At 56.7% G+C, this 23,434-nt stretch carries 20 protein-coding genes and 1 tRNA gene; 15 read left to right on the top strand and 6 right to left on the bottom strand.

Translation table 11 applies throughout. The features are described from left to right. Nucleotides 1-7 precede the first annotated feature (7 nt). Nucleotides 8-1,411, top strand: a complete 1,404-nt coding sequence (locus ACUTSW_RS19420; RefSeq protein ID WP_445585114.1) for a glycoside hydrolase family 1 protein — start codon at nt 8-10, stop codon at nt 1,409-1,411. A gap of 128 nt (nt 1,412-1,539) precedes the next feature. Beyond that, on the top strand, nt 1,540-2,934 hold the full coding sequence (locus ACUTSW_RS19415; protein WP_445585113.1) for a carbohydrate porin: 1,395 nt from the start codon (nt 1,540-1,542) through the stop codon (nt 2,932-2,934). A 3-nt stretch (nt 2,935-2,937) separates the two neighbouring features. On the opposite strand, the gene ACUTSW_RS19410 is transcribed toward ACUTSW_RS19415, so the two are convergent. After that, on the bottom strand, nt 2,938-3,537 hold the full coding sequence (locus ACUTSW_RS19410; protein ID WP_004950792.1) for an HD domain-containing protein: 600 nt from the start codon (nt 3,535-3,537) through the stop codon (nt 2,938-2,940). 111 nt (nt 3,538-3,648) lie between these two features. On the opposite strand from ACUTSW_RS19410, the gene ACUTSW_RS19405 reads away from it, so the two are divergent. The 7 genes from ACUTSW_RS19405 to ACUTSW_RS19375 all read left to right on the top strand — a co-directional run bounded on the left by ACUTSW_RS19405 (nt 3,649) and on the right by ACUTSW_RS19375 (nt 10,566). After that, the gene (locus tag ACUTSW_RS19405; RefSeq protein ID WP_063199059.1) at nt 3,649-4,113 is read left to right on the top strand and encodes a MarR family winged helix-turn-helix transcriptional regulator; all 465 of its coding nucleotides are present in this window, start codon (nt 3,649-3,651) and stop codon (nt 4,111-4,113) included. A 158-nt stretch (nt 4,114-4,271) separates the two neighbouring features. Next, nucleotides 4,272-4,697 carry an organic hydroperoxide resistance protein gene (locus tag ACUTSW_RS19400; RefSeq protein WP_004950797.1) on the top strand — a complete coding sequence of 142 codons (426 nt, stop codon included), beginning with the start codon at nt 4,272-4,274 and terminating at the stop codon, nt 4,695-4,697. Between the two features lie 223 nt (nt 4,698-4,920). Then, nucleotides 4,921-6,615, top strand: coding sequence for a kdo(2)-lipid A phosphoethanolamine 7''-transferase (gene eptB, locus ACUTSW_RS19395; protein WP_445585112.1), 1,695 nt, complete (start codon nt 4,921-4,923; stop codon nt 6,613-6,615). Nucleotides 6,616-6,811: 196 nt separating this feature from the next. Continuing rightward, a complete protein-coding gene (gene uhpA / locus ACUTSW_RS19390) occupies nt 6,812-7,402 on the top strand; it encodes a transcriptional regulator UhpA (protein ID WP_004950803.1) in 591 nt (196 codons plus the stop codon). After that, on the top strand, nt 7,402-8,943 hold the full coding sequence (uhpB, locus tag ACUTSW_RS19385; protein ID WP_063199068.1) for a signal transduction histidine-protein kinase/phosphatase UhpB: 1,542 nt from the start codon (nt 7,402-7,404) through the stop codon (nt 8,941-8,943). Before uhpA ends, uhpB begins: the two co-directional genes overlap by 1 nt. A 95-nt stretch (nt 8,944-9,038) precedes the next feature. Then, the gene (locus ACUTSW_RS19380) at nt 9,039-10,370 is read left to right on the top strand and encodes an MFS transporter (protein ID WP_445585111.1); all 1,332 of its coding nucleotides are present in this window, start codon (nt 9,039-9,041) and stop codon (nt 10,368-10,370) included. Nucleotides 10,371-10,489: 119 nt separating this feature from the next. Continuing rightward, nucleotides 10,490-10,566: transfer RNA gene (locus tag ACUTSW_RS19375), tRNA-Pro, on the top strand. A 55-nt stretch (nt 10,567-10,621) separates the two neighbouring features. On the opposite strand, the gene ACUTSW_RS19370 is transcribed toward ACUTSW_RS19375, so the two are convergent. Then, a complete protein-coding gene (locus ACUTSW_RS19370) occupies nt 10,622-10,978 on the bottom strand; it encodes an HVO_A0114 family putative DNA-binding protein (protein WP_325987379.1) in 357 nt (118 codons plus the stop codon). Continuing rightward, nucleotides 10,975-11,262 (bottom strand): toxin-antitoxin system TumE family protein, encoded by a 288-nt coding sequence (locus ACUTSW_RS19365; protein ID WP_445585110.1) that lies wholly within the window; start codon nt 11,260-11,262, stop codon nt 10,975-10,977. Before ACUTSW_RS19365 ends, ACUTSW_RS19370 begins: the two co-directional genes overlap by 4 nt. A gap of 375 nt (nt 11,263-11,637) precedes the next feature. On the opposite strand from ACUTSW_RS19365, the gene ACUTSW_RS19360 reads away from it, so the two are divergent. The 6 genes from ACUTSW_RS19360 to dppF all read left to right on the top strand — a co-directional run bounded on the left by ACUTSW_RS19360 (nt 11,638) and on the right by dppF (nt 19,622). After that, complete coding sequence (locus ACUTSW_RS19360; RefSeq protein ID WP_445585109.1) at nt 11,638-13,329, top strand: glycosyl hydrolase family 18 protein; 1,692 nt, start codon at nt 11,638-11,640, stop codon at nt 13,327-13,329. A 601-nt stretch (nt 13,330-13,930) separates the two neighbouring features. After that, on the top strand, nt 13,931-15,538 hold the full coding sequence (gene dppA / locus ACUTSW_RS19355) for a dipeptide ABC transporter periplasmic-binding protein DppA (RefSeq protein WP_445585108.1): 1,608 nt from the start codon (nt 13,931-13,933) through the stop codon (nt 15,536-15,538). A 168-nt stretch (nt 15,539-15,706) separates the two neighbouring features. Beyond that, nucleotides 15,707-16,726, top strand: coding sequence for a dipeptide ABC transporter permease DppB (dppB, locus tag ACUTSW_RS19350; RefSeq protein WP_013811014.1), 1,020 nt, complete (start codon nt 15,707-15,709; stop codon nt 16,724-16,726). Nucleotides 16,727-16,737: 11 nt separating this feature from the next. Continuing rightward, entirely contained in the window at nt 16,738-17,640 is a 903-nt protein-coding gene (dppC, locus tag ACUTSW_RS19345; RefSeq protein ID WP_020438278.1) for a dipeptide ABC transporter permease DppC, read from the top strand. Nucleotides 17,641-17,655: 15 nt separating this feature from the next. Continuing rightward, the gene (dppD, locus tag ACUTSW_RS19340) at nt 17,656-18,636 is read left to right on the top strand and encodes a dipeptide ABC transporter ATP-binding protein (RefSeq protein WP_445585107.1); all 981 of its coding nucleotides are present in this window, start codon (nt 17,656-17,658) and stop codon (nt 18,634-18,636) included. After that, nucleotides 18,633-19,622, top strand: coding sequence for a dipeptide ABC transporter ATP-binding subunit DppF (gene dppF / locus ACUTSW_RS19335; protein WP_004950828.1), 990 nt, complete (start codon nt 18,633-18,635; stop codon nt 19,620-19,622). The genes dppD and dppF overlap by 4 nt, the downstream gene beginning before the upstream one ends. Nucleotides 19,623-19,920: 298 nt before the next feature. Here dppF and bcsG read toward each other — a convergent pair whose 3' ends face one another. The 3 genes from bcsG to bcsE are packed head-to-tail and all read right to left on the bottom strand — an operon-like array spanning nt 19,921 to nt 23,331. Continuing rightward, nucleotides 19,921-21,573, bottom strand: coding sequence for a cellulose biosynthesis protein BcsG (bcsG, locus tag ACUTSW_RS19330; RefSeq protein ID WP_445585106.1), 1,653 nt, complete (start codon nt 21,571-21,573; stop codon nt 19,921-19,923). Continuing rightward, nucleotides 21,570-21,773, bottom strand: a complete 204-nt coding sequence (gene bcsF, locus ACUTSW_RS19325; protein ID WP_004950833.1) for a cellulose biosynthesis protein BcsF — start codon at nt 21,771-21,773, stop codon at nt 21,570-21,572. The genes bcsG and bcsF overlap by 4 nt, the downstream gene beginning before the upstream one ends. Then, nucleotides 21,760-23,331 (bottom strand): cellulose biosynthesis protein BcsE, encoded by a 1,572-nt coding sequence (gene bcsE / locus ACUTSW_RS19320; protein ID WP_445585105.1) that lies wholly within the window; start codon nt 23,329-23,331, stop codon nt 21,760-21,762. Before bcsE ends, bcsF begins: the two co-directional genes overlap by 14 nt. Nucleotides 23,332-23,434 lie beyond the last annotated feature (103 nt).

Genomic DNA, 23,434 nt, shown 5'->3' with positions numbered 1-23,434 from the left:
GAAAGCGATGAGCAGCAAATTTCCAGACCATTTTCTGTGGGGCGGCGCGGTGGCGGCAAATCAGGTGGAAGGGGCTTACCAGACCGACGGTAAAGGATTGTCGACTTCCGATCTGCAACCGCAGGGCATTTTCGGTGCGGTGACGCCACGGGTTGACGGCGACAGCGGCATCAAGGACGTGGCGATCGACTTCTACCATCGTTACCCGCAGGACATCGCGCTGTTCGCGGAAATGGGCTTCAAGTGCCTGCGCACTTCCATTGCCTGGACGCGCATTTTCCCGCAGGGCGATGAGGAAACCCCCAACGAGGCCGGGCTGGCGTTTTACGATCGGCTGTTCGATGAAATGGCCAAATACGGCATTCAACCGCTGATTACCCTGTCGCACTATGAGATGCCGTACGGGCTGGCGAAAAAGTACGGCGGTTGGGGCAATCGCAAGACCATCGGCTTCTTTGAGCGCTATGCGCGAACTGTGTTTGAACGCTATAAGCACAAGGTGAAGCACTGGCTGACCTTCAATGAGATCAATATGTCGCTGCACGCCCCGTTCACCGGCGTCGGTCTGCCGGAGGGCAGCAGCAAGAGCGAGATTTACCAGGCGATCCACCATCAACTGGTCGCCAGCGCCAAGGCGGTGAAGGCCTGCCATGAGATTGTACCGGAAGGCAAAATCGGCAACATGCTGTTGGGCGGTATTTTGTATCCGCTGAGCTGCCGACCGGAAGACCTGCTGGAAACCCAGCGCCAGAACCGCGACTGGCTGTTCTTTGGCGACGTACAGGCACGCGGCGGTTATCCGGCCTATATGAAGCGCTATTTCCGTGAAAACGGCATTCAGGTCGAGATCACCGCCGAGGATCAACAGGCGCTGCGCGAGACTATCGATTTTATCTCATTCAGCTACTACATGAGCGGCTGCGTCACCACCGACGAGGCGCAGAACGAGACCGCCCGTGCCAACATTCTCAACATGGTGCCGAACCCGCATCTGGCCAGTTCGGAATGGGGCTGGCAGATAGACCCGATTGGGCTGCGCTACCTGCTCAACGTGCTGTATGACCGCTATCAAAAGCCGCTGTTTATCGTGGAGAACGGGCTGGGCGCCAAGGACCGCATTGAAGCCGACGGCAGCATCAACGACGACTATCGCATCAATTACCTCAATGACCATCTGGTGCAGGTGGCGGAAGCGATTGACGACGGCGTGGAGGTGATGGGTTACACCAGCTGGGGGCCGATCGATCTGGTCAGCGCCTCTAAAGCCGAGATGTCCAAGCGCTACGGCTTTATTTATGTCGATCGCGACGATGCAGGCAACGGCAGCCTGGAACGTCGCCGCAAAAAGAGTTTCTACTGGTATCGCGATGTGATCCAGAGCAACGGTAACAGCCTGAAAGACCAAGGCTAAATCTGAATGCCCGCCCGGCGGCAATCGTCGGGCAATCACCTTTATTCACTGCTGCCAATTATGGGGAATTCTCGCCCAGGGAATGCTGTTGCCCGCAGTCAGCGTTTTATATGCGGAGAAATATAATAATGAAATATCCATTACCTCACACCGGGACACTCGCGGCACTGCTGCTGTTTTGCAGTAGCGTGCAGGCGGAAACGTTGCAAACCGGCAAAGACGTCGAAGCGCCAACCGCCAAATGGGATGGCGTGGCGCTCGGTTTCGAACCGCCTTCGCCAGGGTTGCTGGGCGATATGCTGGGGATCAGACCGATCCTCGAAGAGAATGGCTTTCACTATAACCTCGGTTATCTCAGCCAGCTGTCGTATAACGCCGGCGGTGGGTATAACCAGGATAAGCAGGCTTCGTATATCGATCAGTTCTCGTTGACCTTCAGTCAGGATTTGCAGGCGCTGACCGGCATCCCGGACGCGGCCATTGAGGGCAATATCGTCAACCGCAACCACGACAATAACCTGACGCGCGATCGTCTGCAGGATCCGCGCGCCAATCCGACCGATCTGTCGCAGGAAAGTTATGGCGGCCAGTCGATCACCCGGCTGGGCTGGCTGACCTTCAGCCGCAGTTTTCTCGATCGCCGGCTGCAATGGCGCGTCGGCATGATGAACAAGGTGCAGGATTTCGATCAGATCATTCCCTGCGATTTCCAGACGCTGGCGCTGTGCGGCGGCAAGTCCGCCAACTCGCTGACCTGGTATAACTGGAACGTGCACTACTGGGGCACCACCCTGCAATACAAACTGACCGACGGGCTGACGTTCAAAACCGGCGTGATGGAGCAGAACCCGAACGCCACGAGCCGCGGCCATGCCTGGAGCACCACCACCAAGGGCAGCAAGGGCTTTTTACTGCCGATGGAACTGGAGCTGAAAACCAATGCGGTCAATCAGTTGCCGGGGGTGTACAACATCGGTGTCCTGTTCACCAACGCCAGGCAGCAGGATCTGTATGAAGGGGTTTCCGGTGGGGCGGGCGCGACCGATCCGAACGGGTATCGCAACCACAACCGTACCTGGTTCCTGTATAGCGGTTTTAACCAGCAGGTGACGCGCCACCCTGATGACGCCAGCCGGGGTTTGAGCCTGTTCTACAGCCTGGGGCTGGCGGATCAACGCACCAACTATATGCACTATTCCACCTCGACCGGCATTCGCTACCACGGCCTGTTCGACGCGCGGCCGGACGACTGGCTGGGGCTGGGGGTGTCTATGGTCAAGCTGAGCGATCATTACCGGGATAATCAGCGTTATATGAATCAAATCAACCAGGTTACCGATTATCAGGATCCCAACTATCGCCCGGTGCCGGGGCATTCGGTGACGGCGGAGCTGTTCTATCGCTTCAACGTCACCCCTTGGTTACAGTTGCAGCCGGGTCTGCAATACTGGCATCACCCGGCGGGCGTCAGCGAAACGCAGGACGCCTGGGTGACGGCGTTGAAAACGGTGGTCACGTTCTGACGGCTACGCCGCATCGCTTTCCCGGTAACGCTGGCGCGCATGTTCGAACCAGCTTGCCGGGACGTTATGCGGCGGCAATTGGAGCCTGGTCAGCCCTTGTTCGACGATATGGCTGGCCTGTCGCCACAGCGTCGGGTCGCCTTCGGTCAGCACTTCCAGCAGCCGCTGTTTTTCAATCAGATAGGTTCGGGCAAAGTGGCTGTCGTATTCCAGCAGCGAACGGGTATTGTCGATCAGGTCCGCCAGTTTGATGGTTTTAGCCTGCGGCGAGGCGCCGGCGCTGTGCCGCCGATCGCGGTTTTTGCGTTCAAAGCGGTTGCCGCCGCCGGTGCCGCTGACGTTGGTCAGCATGCCCACCAGTTCAGCGACCTGCGGCCCAAAATGGCTTGCGATATCCCCGAGGGTGGTCGGCGTATCTTCCACCGTGTCATGTAGCCAGGCGGCGGCCAGCATCGCTTCGCTGTGCGGTACGCTGCTGACGATCTCCATCACCGCCTGTGGGTGAACAATGTAGGGGTCATTGGTGTATTTGCGGCGCTGATCGATCGCCGCATGCGCTTTGGTGGCGTAACGGCGCGCACGTTCTACCAGTGTGGTTGTCATATCCTTTCCCTCCGCACAGCACCCTGCTGTGGCATCCCCTGCATTAAAAAATGTAGCACATCGCGTAAAAAATAGTTTGCGATTGCATCGTGCACTATCTATATTTACCTCATGAAAACCAAAGACACCGAACAACCCACTGCGAAAAACCTGCTGCTGCTCGACCAGCAGATGTGTTTTGCCCTGTACTCCGCCAACCTGGCGTTGAACAAGGTGTATCGTAAACTGCTGAGCCAACTCGAACTCACCTATCCGCAATACCTGGTGATGTTGGTGCTGTGGGAGCGGGATGAAATCAGGGTAACGGACATCGGCGAACGGCTGTTTCTCGATTCCGCCACCCTGACGCCGCTGCTGAAGCGGCTCGAGACCGCCGGTCTGCTGGTGCGTTATCGCGCCACGACCGATGAGCGGCAGGTGATCATCGCCTTAACCGAAAACGGCCGCGCGCTGCGTGAAAAAGCGCAGGCGGTGCCGGAAGCGGTGATGTGCGCCACCGATTGCAGCCTCGACGAAATAGTGAATATCAAGCAGCAGTTGGAAAAGCTGCGCGGCAAGCTGATCGACCAGATTTGATGGCCAGTGCCAGAAGCACGATCGCCGATCGTGCACTACACTGAGTTAAGCGCACAATATAAGTAGTGCACGATTTAATCGTGAAAGATAGAGCAGTGACGGCGTTCAGCCTACTGAAGCCGATGTCATACCTCCAACCCAGAAATAAGGAACGATTTATGTCCATTGAAAAAGTTGTTTACCGCGCTCATGCAACCGCCACCGGTGGCCGCGATGGTCGTGCGACCTCATCCGATGGCGTGCTGGATGTGAAACTGGGCGTGCCGAAAGAAATGGGCGGCGCGGGCGGTGAAGTCACCAACCCGGAACAGCTGTTTGCCGCCGGTTATTCGGCCTGCTTCCTTGGCGCGCTGAAGTTTGTCGCGGCGAAAGAAAAAGTGAAGATCCCGGCCGAGGCCAAAATCGACGGTACCGTCGGTATCGGTGAAATCCCCAACGGGTTCGGCATCGAAGTGCAACTGGATATCACCCTGCCGGGCATTGAACGCAGCGTAGCCGAAGACCTGGTGAAAAAAGCCCATGTGGTGTGCCCATACTCCAACGCCACCCGCGGCAATATTGATGTAACTCTTAACGTTAAATAACGTTTTCGCCGACACCACGGAAAAAATGGAGGGATACCCCTCCATTTTCCCTTCTGCCCCGCATTTATCGTCATCACAAAAAACGGCAAAAAATGCCTGCTTTTTGAGAATTCACTTGATTATTACCCCCAAAATAGCGCTTATTGCCGATCGGCTGAACCTGCAGCCGCATCCAATGTCTGACTGATTCAGAACTGTTAAAGCTCCGGAGCCACCGCGTTACATGAACAAAGTTAAATCGCTATCACAGCAGAATTTATCGTTATTGTTAGCGATTTATATCGGCATCTTTTTGAACCTTTCCGTTTTTTATCGTCGTTTTGATTCGTTTTCGCACGGTATTCAGGGCATTAAGGTTATCTCTGCGGTCACTGAAGTTATCGCTATCGTTCTGTTCACCTTCTTCATTATGCGGCTGATATCGCTGGGCGGCCGGCTGTTTTACCGCATTATCGCTTCGCTATTGGTACTGATTTCCGTTGCCGCCAGCTATTACATGACGTTCTTCAACGTGGTGATTGGCTATGGCATCGTCGTCTCGGTGATGACCACGGATATCGACCTGTCGAAAGAAGTGGTCGGGATGCATTTCGTCCTGTGGATGGCGGTGCTCAGCGCATTGCCGCTGCTGTGCATCTGGAAAAACAACCTGCGCTACACGCTGATCGAACAGCTGAAAACTCCCGGGCACCGGGTGAAACCGCTGATGGTGCTGGTGGCGGTGGTGGCGTTGGTCTGGCTGCCGCTGCGCATGCTGGACAAAGAGCAAAGTGCACAGGAAAAAATCACTAACGTCGATCTGCCAAGCTACGGCGGCGTGGTGGCGCATTCCTACCTGCCATCCAACTGGATCTCGGCGCTGGGGCTGTTTGCCTATACCCGCTACGACGAAAGCCTGGATCAGGCCAACTTGTTCGATCCGGCCAAGAATTTTACCTATGTGCCGCCGGCGGATATCGATGACACCTACGTGGTATTCATCATTGGTGAGACCACGCGTTGGGATCATATGGGCATTCTCGGCTATGACCGTGATACCACGCCAAGGCTGTCGCAGGAGAAAAACCTGGTGGCGTTCCGCGGTGAATCCTGCGATACCGCCACCAAGCTGTCGCTGCGTTGCATGTTCGTGCGCGAAGGCGGCACGTCGGACAACCCGCAGCGCACGCTGAAAGAACAAAACGTGTTTGCGGTGCTGAAAAACCTGGGCTTCACCTCCGAGCTGTTCGCCATGCAGAGCGAGGTCTGGTTCTACAACAATACCGAAGTGGACAACTATTCGTTCCGCGAGATGATCGCCTCCGAGAAACGCAACGACGGCAAATCGGTCGACGACATGCTGCTGGTGGACGAAATGAAAGAGTCGCTGTCGCGTTACCCGAAAGGCAAGCACATGGTGATCTTGCACACCAAAGGCTCGCATTATCTCTATTCGCAGCGTTATCCGCGCAGCTACGCGCGCTATCAGCCGGAGTGCATCGGCGTTGACGATTTCTGTTCTAAAGATCAGCTGGTTAACGCCTTCGATAACTCGGTGCTGTATACCGACAGCTTTATCGCCAATGTGATCGACCAGGTGCGCGAGAAGAAGGCGATTGTGTTCTATTCGTCCGATCACGGCGAGTCGATAGGCGAGAATTCACACCTGCACGGCACGCCGCGCGAAATGGCGCCGCCGGAGCAATTCCGCGTGCCTATGATGGTATGGGCCTCCGACAAGTTCCTGGAAGACCCGCAGCATCGCAGCGCGTTTGAGCAATTGCAGGCGCAGCAGCGCATCGGCAAGACCCACCGTCACGTCGAGCTGTTTGATACCATTCTCGGTTGTCTCGGTTACACCTCGCCGGATGGCGGCATCGTGGATAAAAACAACTGGTGCAACATCCCGCAGCAAAAAGCGGCGGCGACCCCGCTGTAACATCCCCATGCCGGGCGCGGCTGCGCCCGGCGTTAATATCCCCGTCATACTTGAAGCTGCATCTGTGTTGGCTGTGCCCGTGATGCAACTCCAATTATTTTGGGGATGTATTCTCTTCAATACCTTTCCTTCATCAATTCATCCGGCTCAGGCTGCGGTATACTTGCGCACTTTCCCCCTCGGACCGGAGATTTCCATGACCCTGCGCGTGGCGTTTATTGACGATCATGACATTGTGCGATCGGGCTTTGTACAACTGCTGTCGCTGGAGGCGGATATTCAGGTGGTCGGGGAGTTCAGCAGTGCGGCTCAGGCGCGCGCCGGCTTGCCGGGCCTGGAGGCGGAAATCTGCATCTGCGACATTTCGATGCCGGACGGCAGCGGGTTGGACCTGCTGGCGGACATTCCCTCAGGGATCCGGGTAGTGATGCTGTCGATGCATGACAATCCGGCACTGGTGGAGCTGGCATTGGAGCGCGGCGCCTGCGGTTTTTTGTCCAAGCGCTGCAAGCCGGAGGATTTGATCACCGCAGTGCGCACCGTCGCCAGCGGTGGCGTGTACCTGATGCCGGAAATCGCCCAACAGCTGGCGCGGGTGAAGGTCGATCCGCTCACCCGCCGCGAACGCGAAATCGCGCTGCTGCTGGCGCAGGGGCAGGAAGTGCGGGAGATCGCCGTTGTGCTGGGGCTGTCGCCGAAAACGGTGCACGTGCATCGCGCCAATTTGTTCGCCAAGCTGGGCATCAATAACAACGTCGAGCTGGCCAAGCGGATGCTGAATCTGTGATGCAACGCCTGATCACCCAATTGGCGCTGTTCTTTATCTACGCCACCAGCGCCTTTTGCCTGTGGGGCATAGGTACTGCGCTGATCGACCCGCCGTGGCAGGCGCTGTTGCTGTTCCCGTTTGGTCTGCGGATGGGCATTTTGCTGCAAAGCCCTTACCGTTTCTGGCCAGGAATTTTGCTGGCCGATCTGCTGCTGATGGTGCTGCTGGCGGATCAGTTCGGCTATGGCCCGGCACTGTGGGCTTCGGTCGTGGTGCTGGCGCTGACGGTGCTGCTCAGCCTGCTGGCTTCCCCCTGGTTGTTGCGCCATCAGCAAAGCGACAGTGAATGGCAATGGCCGCTGCTGCAGGGCGCGGTAGTCGCGGCGGCGGCCCTGTTGCAGGCCATGGTGTGGCAACTGGTGAACGGCGAGGGCGCGCGTGCGCTGCTGCTTGGCCTGGCGGGCGGTTTCACCATTGCGCCGACCTGCCTGCTGCTGTGGCACTATCTGGCGCGGCAAATCTGGGTACCGCTCGAGCCGGGCCTGATCCATAAACCGGTGACGCTGCGTCTGCGTCATCTGGCCAGCTATCTGCTGCTGTTTGCGCTCAGTATCTGGTTGCAGCAGCAGGTGAACGCCGCCGAGCTGCGCCGCTTCGCGCCGTTCTGCCTGGCTATTCCGATTGTCTTTATGTCCTACCGTTATGGCTGGCAGGGCGCGCTGCTGGCGACGCTGCTCAACGGCGTGGTGCTGGTGGCCAACGAGCCGCCGCAGCCTGAATCACACCGCGATCTGCTGCTGTCGCTGCTGGCCCAGAGCCTGACCGGCCTGTTGCTCGGTGCGGGCATCCAGCGCCAGCGCGAACTGAACCAGCAACTGCGGTTGCGGCTGACGGAAAACCGCCAACTGGCGCGTGCGCTGGTCACCGCAGAGGAACAGACCCGGCGTGAGGTGGCGCGGGAGCTGCACGACGAGGTCGGCCAGACCATCACCGTTATCCGTACCCAGGCCAGCATCGTTAAACGCCTGGCACCGCAGCCGCAGGTGATTGGCTGCGCCGAAGTCATAGATACGCTGGCGCTGCGGGTCTATGACGGCGTGCATGACGTTCTGACCCAGCTGTGGCCGGCGGCGTTGAATAACCTGCCGCTGTCGGCGGCGGTGGCGGCGATGCTGCGTGAATCATTGCCGCAAGATGCCTCGTTGGTTAGCGTGATGCAGTGGCAGGTGCCGGATGAGTTGCTGGACGAGACGCTGAAGATCACATTGTATCGGGTGTGCCAGGAGGGGGTGACCAACGTCTGCCGCCACGCGGCCGCCAGCCGGATTGAGCTGGATGCGCGTCTTGGCCGTCGCAAAGGGCGGCCGCCGCAAATCCTGCTGACCATTCGCGATAACGGCGTGGGTATCGATCTGGCCAGCCACGAGCCGGGCTACGGTCTGCGTGGCATGCAGGAGCGTATCAGCGCGCTGGGTGGCCGGCTGCGGCTGACGTCAGAACAGGGCACCTGTTTGAATGTGATCTTACCCACAGTTTCACTGACAGAGGGGCAAAACTAGGAAATACTCCTAGCCACGTCGGGAATCCGGCGTAAGCCATTCGCGCACGCGCGCAGCATGATAGCGGCACTTTTCCCCTTCTTCTGAGGTTTCACATGTGGTCTTTCCTTAAAAGCCGCCAGGATGTGCCGCAGGTCACCGATCAAAAACAGATCGATGCCAGCTATAAATACTGGCGTATCCAGCTGATGTGGACGATGTACATTGGCTATGCCGCGTTTTACTTCACGCGTAAAAGCTTCAACTTCATCATGCCGGCAATGCTGAGCGATCTTGGCCTGACGATGTCCGATGTCGGTATCCTCGGCACGCTGTTTTACATTACCTACGGCTGTTCGAAGTTTATCTCCGGTATGATCAGCGATCGCTCGAACCCGCGCTATTTCATGGGGCTGGGCCTGATCATGACCGGGATACTCAACATCTTCTTCGGCCTCAGCTCGTCGCTGTTGATGCTGGGCACGCTGTGGATCCTCAACGCCTTCTTCCAGGGTTGGGGCTGGCCGCCATGCTCCAAAATCCTCACCAGTTGGTACTCCCGCTCCGAGCGCGGCGGCTGGTGGGCTATTTGGAACACCTCGCACAACTTTGGCGGCGCGCTGATCCCGCTGCTGGTCGGCTTTATCTCGCTGCACTTCAGCTGGCGCTACGGCATGATCATTCCGGGCATCATCGGCGTGGCGCTGGGCCTGCTGATGTGCTGGCGCCTGCGTGACAAGCCGTCCACCATGGGCCTGCCCAGCGTCGGCAAATGGCGCAACGACGCCATGGAGCTGGTGCAGGAATCGGAAGGCCAGGGGCTGACCAACCGGGAAATCATCAAGCGCTACGTGCTGACCAACAAGTACATCTGGCTGCTGGCGGTCTCTTACGTGCTGGTGTACATCGTGCGTACCGCGATCAACGACTGGGGCAACCTGTACCTGACGCAGGAGAAAGGCTATTCGCTGATGACCGCCAACTCGGCGATCTCGCTGTTCGAAGTGGGCGGTTTTATCGGCTCGCTGGTGGCCGGCTGGGGTTCTGACAAGCTGTTCCGCGGTAACCGTGGGCCAATGAACCTGATCTTTGCCATCGGTATTTTCCTGTCGGTTGCGGCGCTGTGGATCATGCCGGGCGTCACCTTCCTGTTGCAGGCCGCCTGCTTCTTTGCCATCGGCTTCTTCATCTTTGGCCCGCAGATGCTTATCGGCATGGCGGCGGCGGAATGTTCGCACAAGGATGCCGCTGGCGCGGCAACCGGTTTTGTCGGCCTGTTCGCTTACCTTGGCGCGGCGCTGTCCGGTTATCCGATCGCCCGGGTGATGGAAATCTGGCACTGGAACGGTTTCTTCGTGGTGATTTCCATCGCCGCCTGCCTGTCCGCGTTGTTCCTGTTGCCGTTCCTGCGCGCCCAGTCGCCGGCGCTGAAAACCGCCAAGGCATAACGCAAAAGCGCTGCACAGGCTCTGTTGCAGCGCTTTATGCCGTTTTTATCGCCACTTGACGGGCGCAGTTGAAAAAGTCATTGACGCCTATGATGGCCGGCAGTAACATGCGCCCCCATCGGCGAGTAGCGCAGCTTGGTAGCGCAACTGGTTTGGGACCAGTGGGTCGGAGGTTCGAATCCTCTCTCGCCGACCACATTTAAGAAACCTGCTTTTTAAGCAGGTTTTTTTTCGTCTGTCGTTTGTGCCGTTCAGGCGGCCTTACCGAACACGAATTCGAAATGTATTTCGTCGTAAGGGAACACAATCTTCGTCCCTTTCTTCTCTAAAACGCCGGCATTCAGTAGCGCTTGAACATCCGTATGCACAGCTTTGAAATCCCTGCTTACCCGCCTGGAAAGTTCGCGGATTGACATCGGCTCAGCACCGGTCATTTCTCTGATAAGCGCCATGCGGTTAGTGTTCAGCAAAACATAGGTCATTGTTTCGATATCTGGAAATGTCAGCACGCTTCCCATATCCGCGCCAGATAATGCTTTGGAAAAATCGGTTTTAAGCCTGTTGATCGCCTGTTCGGCAGGCAGTACATTTACCATCAGAATGCTCATAGCGGCCTCCTTAGCTGGTTTACTTCGGTAACAAAATCATCAACCAATTGGTTGATGTCAATAAACTCTATGGGTACCTCGGCTGCGCCGAGATGTTTGTGGTCGCCTTTACCTGCTTCGTTGTCGTAGCGCAATACGCACACATCTTGTACAATATAGGCCAAACGGTACTTGTATCTGTGGTTGCTTCCTCTTACCGAGGGGGTTACGTCCCAGACAACCAGGCTGAGCAAACTGCTTCTGTCCAGCCAGATGCGTCTCTTCATTATGAGTATTGCCGGCATTTAACATTCCTTGTTGATGTTTAAGCTACCATCAAGTTTATTTTGATGTCAACGATGACATCAATCCCATAAAAAACATTCATCCTTTCTCACTAATTAATTTACTCTCCTTATTCCTGGCTGCTTCTGTTATTCATATTTAAATAAATTCACCGTTGCCCAATAAAACCCGGTTGATAGCGCTATTGTGTTGTCGGCGGTTTTATCTATAGTCTGAGTACATACAGCGGGATTAATTAATTCCTGTTGTGTGGCAAGATATTTAATATTTTTTACTTTAATCGGCCAGGATTATTGCGGAATTATTTTGCTCCGGCAATAGGCGGCCGTCATTAACTCTTTTACGTTTATCCTCTCGGAATAAAGGAATCAGTTATGCGCAAATTTAATAAACCGCTGTTGGCCTTGCTGATCGGCAGCACGCTGTGTTCTGCGGCGCAGGCCGCTACGCCGGGCAAGCCCACGCTGGCCTGGGGCAATACCAAGTTCGCCATTGTCGAGGTTGATCAGGCGGCGACGGCTTATAATAATCTGGTGAAAGTAAAAACTGCCGCGGATGTTTCCGTTTCATGGAATTTATGGAATGGCGATACCGGCACCACGGCAAAAGTGTTATTAAACGGCAAGGAAGTCTGGAGCGGTGCCTCAACCGGCGCTTCGGGCACGGCAAACTTTAAGGTGAATAAGGGCGGCCGTTATCAAATGCAGGTGGCATTATGTAATGCCGAGGGCTGCACCGCCAGCGACGCGACAGAAATTGTGGTGGCGGATACCGACGGCAGCCATTTGGCGCCGTTAAAAGAACCGTTACTGGAAAAGAATAAACCTTATAAACAAGACTCCGGCAAAGTCGTCGGTTCTTATTTCGTTGAATGGGGCGTTTATAACCGTAACTTCACCGTCGATAAAATTCCGGCGCAGAACCTGACGCACCTGCTGTACGGGTTTATCCCGGTCTGCGGCGGTGACGGCATTAACGACAGTCTCAAAGAGATCGAAGGCAGTTTCCAGGCGCTGCAACGTTCCTGCCAGGGCCGTGAAGACTTCAAGGTGTCGATCCACGATCCGTTCGCCGCGCTGCAGAAAGGGCAAAAGGGCGTCACCGCCTGGGATGACCCCTACAAAGGCAACTTCGGTCAGTTGATGGCGCTCAAACAGGCGCGTCCCGATCTGAAAATCCTGCCGTCTATCGGTGGCTGGACGCTGTCCGATCCGTTCTTCTTTATGGGCGATAAGGTGAAGCGCGATCGCTTCGTCGGTTCGGTGAAAGAGTTCCTGCAGACCTGGAAGTTCTTTGACGGGGTGGATATCGACTGGGAATTCCCGGGCGGGCAGGGCGCTAACCCGAAACTGGGCAGTGCGCAGGACGGGGCGACCTATGTGCAGTTGATGAAAGATCTGCGTGCCATGCTGGATCAGCTTTCGGCGGAAACCGGCCGGAAGTATGAGCTGACCTCCGCTATCAGCGCCGGTAAGGACAAGATCGACAAAGTGGATTACAACACTGCGCAGAACTCGATGGACCACATCTTCCTGATGAGCTACGACTTCTATGGCGCTTTTGATCTGAAAAATCTGGGCCACCAGACCGCGCTGAAAGCGCCGGCCTGGAAACCGGACACGGCTTATACCACGGTTAACGGCGTCAATGCGTTGCTGGCGCAGGGCGTGAAGCCGGGCAAAATTGTGGTGGGTGCGGCCAAATACGGCCGTGGCTGGACCGGCGTGAGCGGTTACCAGAACAACAATCCGTTTACCGGCACCGCCACCGGGCCGGTGAAAGGCACCTGGGAAAATGGCATCGTGGATTACCGTCAGATCGCCAACGAGTTTATGAGCGGCGAATGGCAGTACAACTATGACGCCACTGCAGAAGCGCCTTATGTGTTCAAGCCATCTACCGGCGACCTGATCACCTTCGACGATCCGCGCTCGGTACAGGCGAAAGGCAAGTATGTGCTGGAGAAGCAGTTGGGGGGATTGTTCTCCTGGGAAATTGACGCCGACAACGGGGATATTCTGAACAATATGAATACCAGCCTGGGCAATAGCGCCGGCGCTCAATAATTCGGTTGTAGCACGTTGCCGGGGGATATCCTTTCGCCCCCGGCTTTTTGACAGACGAAAGTTTTTTCACGCCGCACAGATTGTGATGTCACAGGGCGCAAAAAAGACAACTCCGCCTTACCCTTTCGAGTGAGTAATCAGCATTTCATCCTGTTTTTAACCCAGATAACGAAAATAACCGTTCAGATATTCATCATTCAGCAACAAACTTTTTTAGTTTTTTCTCGGAGTTAAATACCAATAACTTTTCGAAAGGCAGCCTATCGAGCTAAAAATGACCGTATAGCATAATTTTTAATGCTGTAACTGTTAAAGAAAGGTTTTTTTTATGTTTGTTTGCTGTTTCTCACAGTCTGCGTAAATCCCCACTGGTTATATTGACGACACCCCAAACAGTTGGCAATTTGGTAGTCTCAGGGGTAAGAGCTAGAGTTGTTTGAGTGAATTCCACGCGCTCAGACGCCCCGCCGGGATACGTTCCCCCGGCCTCTCACGCGCGATTATCCCTTCTGCCTTCGGGCGCTGACTGCACAGGCCGTGCAATAAAAAATATAGGGTCTGGCAGTAATACACACATCACATCACATAACGGAGCACAGCGATGACAAGTTCCTTGGGAAAAACAGGGATTCTGAAATTCGGGATTGGGCTGATTGCGTTGACCGTAGCGGCCAGCGTACAAGCCAAAACGTTGGTTTACTGTTCTGAAGGGTCCCCGGAAGGGTTCAACCCGCAGCTGTTCACCTCGGGTACCACCTATGATGCCAGCTCGGTGCCCATCTATAACCGTTTGGTCGAATTCAAAATCGGCACCACCGAACTGGAGCCGGGCCTGGCCGAAAAATGGGACGTCAGCGAAGACGGCAAAACCTACACTTTCCACCTGCGTAAAGGCGTGAAGTGGCAGAGCAACAAAGACTTCAAACCGACCCGCGATTTTAACGCCGACGACGTGGTGTTCTCGTTCGAACGTCAGTTGGACACGAACAATGCCTATCATAAAGTCTCCGGCGGCAGCTATGAGTACTTTGAAGGCATGGACATGCCGAAGCTGATCGCCAAAATCGAAAAAGTGGACGATAACACCGTGCGCTTCGTGCTGAACCGTCCGGAGTCACCGTTCCTGGCCGATCTGGGCATGGACTTCGCGTCCATCCTGTCAGCCGAATACGCCGACAACATGATGAAAGCCGGCACGCCGGAAAAAGTGGACCTGAACCCGGTCGGTACCGGCCCGTTCCAGCTGCTGCAATACCAGAAAGACTCCAAAATCCTGTACAAGGCATTTGACGGTTACTGGGGCACCAAGCCGAAGATCGACCGTTTAGTCTTCTCCATTACGCCTGACGCTTCCGTGCGTTACGCCAAGCTGCAGAAAAACGAGTGCCAGGTGATGCCTTTCCCGAACCCGGCTGATATCGCTCGTATGAAGCAGGACAAAACCATCAACCTGATGGAAAAACCGGGGCTGAACGTCGGCTATCTGGCGTTCAACGTCGAGAAAAAACCGCTGGATAACCTGAAAGTGCGTCAGGCGCTGACCCTGGCGGTCAACAAGCAGGCGATCATCGACGCGGTGTATCAGGGGGCGGGCCAGGCGGCCAAGAACCTGATCCCACCGACCATGTGGGGCTATAACGACGCGGTGAAGGATTACACTTACGATCCGGTCAAGGCCAAAGAACTGCTGAAAGAAGCCGGTATGGCTGACGGTTTCGCCATCGATCTGTGGGCGATGCCGGTACAGCGTCCGTATAACCCGAATGCGCGTCGTATGGCGGAAATGATCCAGAACGACTGGGCGAAAATCGGCGTGAAAGCCAAAATCGTGACCTATGAATGGGGTGAATACCTCAAGCGCGCCAAGGCGGGCGAACATCAGACGGTGATGATGGGCTGGACCGGCGACAACGGGGATCCGGATAACTTCTTCGCCACGCTGTTCAGCTGCGCCGCAGCGAAAGACGGCTCCAACTACTCCCGCTGGTGCTACAAGCCGTTTGAAGATCTGATTCAACCGGCGCGCGCCGAACCAAACCACGACAAACGCGTAGAACTGTACAAACAGGCTCAGGTCGTGATGCACGATCAGGCTCCGGCGCTGATTGTTGCCCACTCCACCGTTTATGAGCCCGTGCGTAAAGAAGTGAAAGGCTACGTCGTGGATCCGCTTGGCAAGCATCACTTTGAGAACGTCTCTCTAGATTGATTCTGGCCCTTCGGCCGGGGTGCACAAAAGGACTTGGCAGGGGCGCAACAGGTTGCGCTTCTGCTGAGTCGTCCCCGGCGTATGGCATCAGGGTTGTTCAAAGTGTGTGAGCTTTAATAAGCCTGGCGGACGATGAGCTGCCGGGCATTGATACAGAGAGTTCGGGATATGTTGCAGTTCATACTCCGACGTTTGGGGTTAGTTATCCCAACGTTTATCGGCATAACTTTGCTGACTTTTGCATTCGTCCATATGATCCCCGGTGACCCGGTGACCATCATGGCCGGGGAACGCGGGATCTCCGCAGAACGCCATGCGCAGTTGATGGCGGAAATGGGGCTGGATAAGCCGCTCTATCAACAATACTTCCATTACGTATCCAACGTGCTGCATGGCGATTTGGGTACCTCCCTCAAAAGCCGCATCTCGGTGTGGGAAGAGTTTGTTCCACGCTTTAAAGCCACGCTGGAGCTCGGTTTCTGCGCGATGATCTTCGCCGTGCTGGTGGGCATTCCGGTAGGGGTGCTGGCGGCGGTCCGGCGGGGGTCGATATTCGATCATACCGCGGTGGGCATTTCGTTGACCGGCTATTCGATGCCGATTTTCTGGTGGGGCATGATGCTGATCATGCTGGTGTCGGTGCAGCTAAACCTGACGCCGGTATCGGGGCGCGTCAGCGATACGGTGTTCCTCGATGACAGCTTGCCGCTGACCGGCTTTATGCTGATCGACACCCTGATTTGGGGCGAACCGGGCGACTTCACCGATGCGGTAATGCATATGATCCTGCCGGCCATCGTGCTCGGCACCATTCCGTTGGCGGTCATCGTGCGCATGACGCGCTCCTCGATGCTGGAAGTGCTCGGCGAAGATTACATCCGCACCGCACGCGCCAAGGGCGTGAGCCGTATGAGGGTGATTGTGGTGCATGCGCTGCGCAACGCGCTGTTGCCGGTAGTGACGGTCATCGGCTTGCAGGTCGGCACCATGCTGGCCGGCGCCATTCTGACCGAAACCATCTTCTCCTGGCCGGGCCTGGGGCGTTGGCTGATGGACGCGCTGCAACGCCGCGACTACCCGGTCGTTCAGGGCGGCGTGTTGTTGGTCGCCTGTATGATTATTCTGGTTAACCTGCTGGTAGACGTGCTCTACGGCGTGGTCAACCCGCGTATTCGCCACAAGAAATAAGGGGCGCTCTAATGTCTCAAGTCACTGAGCCTGTTGTTAAAGGTGCGCCGAAGCCCATGAGCCCGTTCCAGGAGTTCTGGCACTATTTCAAGCGCAACAAAGGGGCCGTTGTCGGCCTGGTTTATATCGTTTTGATGTTTGTGATTGCTATTGGTGCCGGCGTACTGGCACCGCATGCCCCGGCGGATCAGTTCCGCGACGCGCTGCTCAGGCCACCGGCCTGGCAGGAAGGGGGCAGTTGGCAGTATTTCCTCGGTACCGACGATGTGGGCCGAGATGTGCTGTCGCGCCTGATGTACGGCGCGCGGTTGTCACTGCTGGTCGGTTGCCTGGTGGTGGTGCTGTCGCTGATCATGGGCGTGGTGCTGGGCCTGCTGGCCGGCTACTTCGGCGGCGTGGTGGATGCCGTCATCATGCGTATCGTCGACATCATGCTGGCGCTGCCAAGCCTGCTGCTGGCGCTGGTGCTGGTGGCGATCTTCGGCCCGTCGATCGTCAACGCCTCGCTGGCGCTGACCTTCGTCGCCCTGCCGCACTATGTGCGTCTGACCCGCGCGGCGGTGCTGGTGGAAGTGAACCGCGACTACGTCACTGCCTCACGCGTGGCGGGCGCAGGTGCGATGCGCCAAATGTTCATCAACATTCTGCCAAACTGCCTGGCGCCCTTGATCGTCCAGGCCTCTCTTGGCTTCTCGAACGCCATTCTGGATATGGCCGCTCTCGGCTTTCTGGGCATGGGTGCGCAACCGCCAACGCCGGAGTGGGGCACCATGCTCTCCGACGTGCTGCAGTTCGCCCAAAGCGCCTGGTGGGTCGTGACCTTCCCCGGCGTGGCGATTCTGCTGACGGTGCTTGCATTCAACCTGATGGGGGACGGCTTGCGTGATGCTCTCGACCCCAAACTCAAGCAGTAACAGAGGACGAGAGAGATGGCGTTATTAAATGTAGACAAGCTTTCGGTGCACTTCGGTGACGAAGGGACACCGTTCCGCGCGGTCGACCGTATCAGTTACAGCGTTGAGCAGGGCCAGGTGGTCGGCATCGTCGGCGAATCCGGCTCCGGCAAGTCCGTCAGCTCGCTGGCGATCATGGGATTGATCGATTTCCCCGGCAAGGTGATGGCCGAAAAACTGGAGTTTAACGGCCAGGATCTGCGCAAGATTTCCGAAAAAGAGCGCCGCCAACTGGTGGGCTCGGAAGTGGCGATGATCTTCCAGGACCCGATGACCAGCCTGAACCCGTGTTACACCGTCGGTTTCCAGATTATGGAAGCGTTGAAGGTACACCAGGGCGGTAGCCGCAGTACTCGCCGCCAGCGGGCCGTGGATCTGCTGACCCAGGTGGGCATTCCCGATCCGGCCTCGCGGCTGGACGTGTACCCGCATCAGCTTTCCGGCGGGATGAGCCAGCGCGTAATGATCGCCATGGCGATTGCCTGTCGGCCCAAGCTGCTGATTGCCGATGAACCGACCACGGCGCTCGACGTGACCATCCAGGCGCAAATTATCGAACTGCTGCTGGAGTTGCAGCAGCGCGAGAATATGGCGCTATTGCTGATCACCCACGATTTGGCGCTGGTATCCGAAGCGGCGCACCACATCATCGTGATGTACGCCGGTCAGGTGGTGGAATCCGGCAAGGCCGCAGAGATTTTCCGCGCGCCGCGCCACCCTTACACTCAGGCACTGCTGCGCGCACTGCCGGAATTCGCCGCCGACAAGGCGCGTCTGGCATCGCTGCCGGGCGTGGTGCCGGGCAAATATGACCGTCCTGGCGGGTGTCTGCTCAACCCGCGCTGCCCGTACGCCAATGAGCGTTGCCGCGTTGAAGAGCCGGAACTGCGCAGCATTCCCGGCCGCCAGGTTAAATGTCACACACCGCTGGATGATGCGGGGAGGCCGACCGTATGAGCCAGAATCAACCCTTATTGCAGGCGATTGACCTGAAGAAACACTATGCGGTCAAGAAGGGGATATTTGCCCCGGAACGGCTGGTCAAGGCGCTGGACGGCGTTTCCTTCACGCTGGAGCGCGGTAAAACGCTGGCGGTGGTGGGCGAATCAGGCTGCGGCAAATCGACCCTTGGCCGCCTGCTGACGATGATCGAAGTGCCGACGGCCGGTGAACTTTACTATCAGGGGCAGGATCTGCTGAAACCGGACGTCACCGCCGAGAAGCTGCGGCGCCAGAAGATCCAGATTGTGTTCCAGAATCCTTACGGATCGCTCAACCCGCGTAAAAAGGTCGGGCAGATCCTCGAGGAACCCTTGCAGATCAACACCACGCTGACCAGCGCGGAGCGCCGTGAAAAGGCGCTGGAGATGATGGCGAAGGTCGGGCTGAAAACCGAGCATTACGATCGTTATCCGCACATGTTTTCCGGCGGCCAGCGTCAGCGCATCGCCATCGCGCGTGGGCTGATGCTGAACCCGGACGTGGTGATCGCCGATGAACCCGTGTCTGCACTCGATGTGTCGGTGCGTGCGCAGGTGCTGAACCTGATGATGGACCTGCAGCAGGATTTGGGGCTGTCTTATGTGTTCATCTCGCATGATTTGTCGGTGGTGGAGCACATTGCCGACGAGGTCATGGTGATGTATCTCGGGCGTTGCGTGGAGAAGGGCAGTAAAGATGCCATTTTCAACAACCCGCGCCATCCGTACACCCAGGCGCTGCTGTCCGCCACGCCGCGGTTGAATCCGGATATGCGCCGCGAACGTATCAAGTTGACCGGCGAACTGCCCAGCCCGATGAACCCGCCGCCAGGCTGTGCATTCAATGCTCGCTGCCGTCGCGCCTTCGGGCCATGCACCCAGTTGCAACCGCAGCTTAAGCAATACGGCGACCAGATGGTGGCTTGTTTTGCGGTCGATCAGGATGAAAATCCTGCGGCATAACTTTGTTATCGCTGATAATTAATGAAAATGCCGGCATTTACGCCGGCATTTTTTTCTAATGCCCTGAGTTATTAACTTTATTTATTGAATAATTATTTATTTTATTACCGTTATTCTTAATAAATATTATCTATATTCGGAATTTCCTTAGTGCCATGACGTTCGTCATCTCTCAATTAATTAGTCCGATATTTAATGACTGATAGTGCAGCGCCATCGTCATGTTTCTATTCCTCCGGTTATAAAAAAGCACGCCCGAAGGCGTGCCTGATAATTAACTGGGGGGTTGGCTGTACGCTTACTGCGGATAAGGCACCCAGTCGCCGCCGTTGAGGCGAATGTAAGGTTTACCCTGATATTGCATCACGATGGCGTTGTCATTCTCCGAGATAACCGGCGTTTGCGGCAGATTCTGAGTCAGCGCTTGCCAGTCTACGCTCGGCGCGGTGAAGGCTTTACCGTCGACCAGACGGGACACCAGCTCTGAAAGCGCCAGATAGCTGCTTGGCGTTTTAACTTGCAGTGGGCCGCCCTGATGCGGCGCTTTCATGCCCACCAGTTTGATGCCGACCGGCGTATGGGTAATGCTCGGGCTTGGGATATCACGCAGGCCGGACATCTGCATTTTGTCCCCCACCAGCGCCGCGCCGTGTTCCGGCACAATCACTACCATCACTTTGCGCCCGGATTTTTCCAGTTGTTCCAGGAAGGCATTCAACTGGTCAAACAGCTTTTGCGCCCGCGGCTGATAATCCGCGCTCTTGTTCGAGCCGACGAAACGGTTGCCGTCATGCAACGGAATGACGTTGAAGAAGGTGGCGCTGCGGGTATCTCCGGCCTTCTGCTGTTGATCCAGCCAGCGGGTGAGCAGCTCCAGATCGTTGTAAATCGGTTCGCCGTCGAAAGAGGCCAACTCATTGCCGATACCGGCTTGCGACATCAGCGGTGCCTGCATATCGGCCAGCTCGCGCAGATTTTTCAGGTAGTCGCCGAACACGCCCGAGTGGTCCAGCATCAGTTGCTCTTTAAAGCCCAGCTTGGCCAGATTATCAAACAGGTAGCACTGCTGGTTTGCCGCCTGATAGAGATCGTGGTGGGAGGTTTGACCGCAACTGGCGCGCAGCAGGCGGATCGCCGCCGGGCCGCTGTAGGCCGTCGCCGAGTTGAAGTTATCGAACATGATGTCCATCTTCGACCACAGTGGGTGATTCTGCAGTTTCACCGCATCCATATCGGCCCAGGCCAGTGAACAGATGTTGATCACCAGCAGATCAAACGGCTGAGCGTCGGCGGGCAGGGTGGCCGGGAAGGCGGTGGTGCGGGCTTTTTCCTTATCGTAAAACTGATTCAGATAGGCCGTCAGGTTGGCGCTGGTCGGCGGCGCGCTGTCGGTCGGGGCGTTATCGCTGCCTGCTGCGGCCGGCGCCGTCGTTGCCGGCGTGGTGGTGGCTGCGGTGGTGTTGGCGGGCAACAGCGACACGGCCGGGCCGGCGATAGTCAGGACATTCAGCCACACCAGCGCCCCCACGGTGAAGACCGTGACGCGTACCCACTGGGCCAGGAACAGGTAGGCAATCAGCATCACGAAGGCGGCGCCGATCATCTGCCAGTTGATAAAACGGGTCACCAGTTCCAGCAGGTATTGGGCGCTGAAGCCGGTCAACTGCGAACCCTGGCTGATAATGCTGTTAATGCCCGGCAGCCAGGTATCGTAATAGAACAGAGCGATACCGACAGGAATGGCGACGTAGTGCCGCCAGCGGTGCAGACGCATCGCCGGTATCGGCATCAGCAGGAACGCCATGAACACCAGGTTCGGCAGCGGGTGGAAATTCAGGTAGCCGAACCACAGCAGGCCGAATTTGGCCAGGAAGTAGTAGTTCCAGCCGCCGAGTCCGCGCCAGTAGCGCCACAGGGAGTTATCGGTTTGGGTGTTGTTTTTTGGCTTCATGGCTGTTTTTTACGCTTAATCTGAGATGAAGAACCTTCGCGCACCCATAACCCGGTGGGTTTTAAATAGCGCGGTGATAAAAACAGGTTTTGCCAATATTGACGCCAGCGCGGGAAACGGCGATGAAAGAAGTACCCCAGCGGAATGAAAATGATCGCGCACAGCAGGATCAACTGCACGATATCGTTAAGGTTCAGCATGCTTGTTCTCCTGTGCGCCGGTAGTCAGCGTGAAGGCCACCGGTTGACGGCGCTCCTGCGGGCTGTCAGCCACGGCGACGCTCTGGCGCGGCGCGGATGGCTTGGTGGCCTGCGGCGCTAACGGAATATTGGCGCTGTGCGCCAGCCGTTTGATTTCTGAAGTAATATCCACATCCTGGTGCCACATGACCCGGTTGCTGAACGCCTCGTTCACCGGCAGGCGGAAGATAAATTTCAGCGCGGTGTCCAGATCGTTAATCCGGCACGTGGAGAGAAACAGCACCAGCCGGCCTTGCACCACGGTCATCACGTCACCGAAGCGGCGCAGATGACACAAGGTCATCGCCTGTTCGGCGCGCAGCCCCGGCGCAGGACGCAGCGCCACCATCACGCCTTTGCCGTCTTCCGGCAGCAGCGTGTTTTCCATCAGCGAAATGACCGCCTGGCTGAAGTCGTCCGGGCGCATATAACCTTTCAATTGCAGCGGTCGCAAGCCGTGCAGCAGGGCGTCGATATCCGCCGGAACATGGCGTGAGAAGCGTTGCCCCTGGATGCCTTCCAGCATGGTCAGAAAACGCGACAGCGGCGCAACGTGCGGCACCGTCAGGTTGGCACCGCAGGCCAGCAGCAGGCGTTCATCGCTGTAGCGCAGGCTGGCGCTCATCTCGCGCACCACGATCTTCAGCCCGTTGCCGCGGTGGCGGCGCAGGCTGTGAATTTGATGGGCCAGCACATCGATCTCATCGCTTTGGTACAGCGCAAATATCAGCGTCGCCGAGAGCGTCAGCATGCCGTGCTGAGCCAGTTGTTCATTGCTTTCCAACAGTTGCCAGTGGGCCGATAGCGGCGGTGCGCCCTCAAGAATGCTTTGCTGGGCCAGGTAGAGACCTTCGTCGCTACGTATCGAGGTGGGCGAGGCTTGGTTGTTGTCATCGTCACCCTGCCAGCCGTTTTCACCGACATACAGCGTTAGCAATTGGTTGGCGTTGATGCCGTTTCCCGTGCACCACCAGTTAACCAGATACTGCGCGCTGTCTTGCTGCCATTGCAAACTGGACAGGCCGTTAAGAATGCGGTGCTGGGGGCTGAGCTGCCCTTTGAGTTTATTCACGCCGCTGCCATGGCTGAGGATCAACAGGGTACACCCTTGCCGCCGCAACCAGTTGCCGGTGTTGCGGGCCCAGTCGCGCAACTCTTCGGTGGTGAAGGTTTGCCACAGGCTTGCGTGGGCCAGCAGGATTAATAAGCGGTTCTGCGGTTTTAAGGCGCGCATCAGGTCATCGCAGAAATGCGTTAGCGCCGCTTTTTTTTCCGGTAACTGGTACAGCGGAATTTTTTTCAGCGCGGGGGAGGCCAGCTCCGCCAGCAGTTTGTCGGGTTTTTCTCCACTGCAGATCAGCGCGACCTGGCTGGTTGCGGCCTGGGCAGCCAGGGTTTGTTGGCAGAGCAGAGTGGCATCAGTTTGACGGTCGACATTCACCCAATAGAGCCCGGGGGACTGCATCACTGACAGTTCTTCCCAAATCTGCCGAATACCTAATGAGAAAGATTGCGCCATAGGATATTTTTCTACTTTCGTTGAAAGTGTCGTTGCGGCCAACTGAGTAATGCTAGTCAGTCATCGTATCATTGGGATCAATAATAACAAATCTGACAATCTG

Source organism: Serratia sp. TSA_198.1, from assembly GCF_052686505.1.
Note: the sequence above shows the minus strand (reverse complement) of the source record. Positions and strands in the feature narration are given on the sequence as shown.

Coding starts and splice junctions, on each gene's coding strand:
- ACUTSW_RS19420 (WP_445585114.1), top strand. CDS start 8: ATGAGCAGCAAATTTCCAGACCATTTTCTGTGGGGCGGCGCGGTGGCG.
- ACUTSW_RS19415 (WP_445585113.1), top strand. CDS start 1,540: ATGAAATATCCATTACCTCACACCGGGACACTCGCGGCACTGCTGCTG.
- ACUTSW_RS19410 (WP_004950792.1), bottom strand. CDS start 3,537: ATGACAACCACACTGGTAGAACGTGCGCGCCGTTACGCCACCAAAGCG.
- ACUTSW_RS19405 (WP_063199059.1), top strand. CDS start 3,649: ATGAAAACCAAAGACACCGAACAACCCACTGCGAAAAACCTGCTGCTG.
- ACUTSW_RS19400 (WP_004950797.1), top strand. CDS start 4,272: ATGTCCATTGAAAAAGTTGTTTACCGCGCTCATGCAACCGCCACCGGT.
- eptB (WP_445585112.1), top strand. CDS start 4,921: ATGAACAAAGTTAAATCGCTATCACAGCAGAATTTATCGTTATTGTTA.
- uhpA (WP_004950803.1), top strand. CDS start 6,812: ATGACCCTGCGCGTGGCGTTTATTGACGATCATGACATTGTGCGATCG.
- uhpB (WP_063199068.1), top strand. CDS start 7,402: ATGCAACGCCTGATCACCCAATTGGCGCTGTTCTTTATCTACGCCACC.
- ACUTSW_RS19380 (WP_445585111.1), top strand. CDS start 9,039: ATGTGGTCTTTCCTTAAAAGCCGCCAGGATGTGCCGCAGGTCACCGAT.
- ACUTSW_RS19370 (WP_325987379.1), bottom strand. CDS start 10,978: ATGAGCATTCTGATGGTAAATGTACTGCCTGCCGAACAGGCGATCAAC.
- ACUTSW_RS19365 (WP_445585110.1), bottom strand. CDS start 11,262: ATGCCGGCAATACTCATAATGAAGAGACGCATCTGGCTGGACAGAAGC.
- ACUTSW_RS19360 (WP_445585109.1), top strand. CDS start 11,638: ATGCGCAAATTTAATAAACCGCTGTTGGCCTTGCTGATCGGCAGCACG.
- dppA (WP_445585108.1), top strand. CDS start 13,931: ATGACAAGTTCCTTGGGAAAAACAGGGATTCTGAAATTCGGGATTGGG.
- dppB (WP_013811014.1), top strand. CDS start 15,707: ATGTTGCAGTTCATACTCCGACGTTTGGGGTTAGTTATCCCAACGTTT.
- dppC (WP_020438278.1), top strand. CDS start 16,738: ATGTCTCAAGTCACTGAGCCTGTTGTTAAAGGTGCGCCGAAGCCCATG.
- dppD (WP_445585107.1), top strand. CDS start 17,656: ATGGCGTTATTAAATGTAGACAAGCTTTCGGTGCACTTCGGTGACGAA.
- dppF (WP_004950828.1), top strand. CDS start 18,633: ATGAGCCAGAATCAACCCTTATTGCAGGCGATTGACCTGAAGAAACAC.
- bcsG (WP_445585106.1), bottom strand. CDS start 21,573: ATGAAGCCAAAAAACAACACCCAAACCGATAACTCCCTGTGGCGCTAC.
- bcsF (WP_004950833.1), bottom strand. CDS start 21,773: ATGCTGAACCTTAACGATATCGTGCAGTTGATCCTGCTGTGCGCGATC.
- bcsE (WP_445585105.1), bottom strand. CDS start 23,331: ATGGCGCAATCTTTCTCATTAGGTATTCGGCAGATTTGGGAAGAACTG.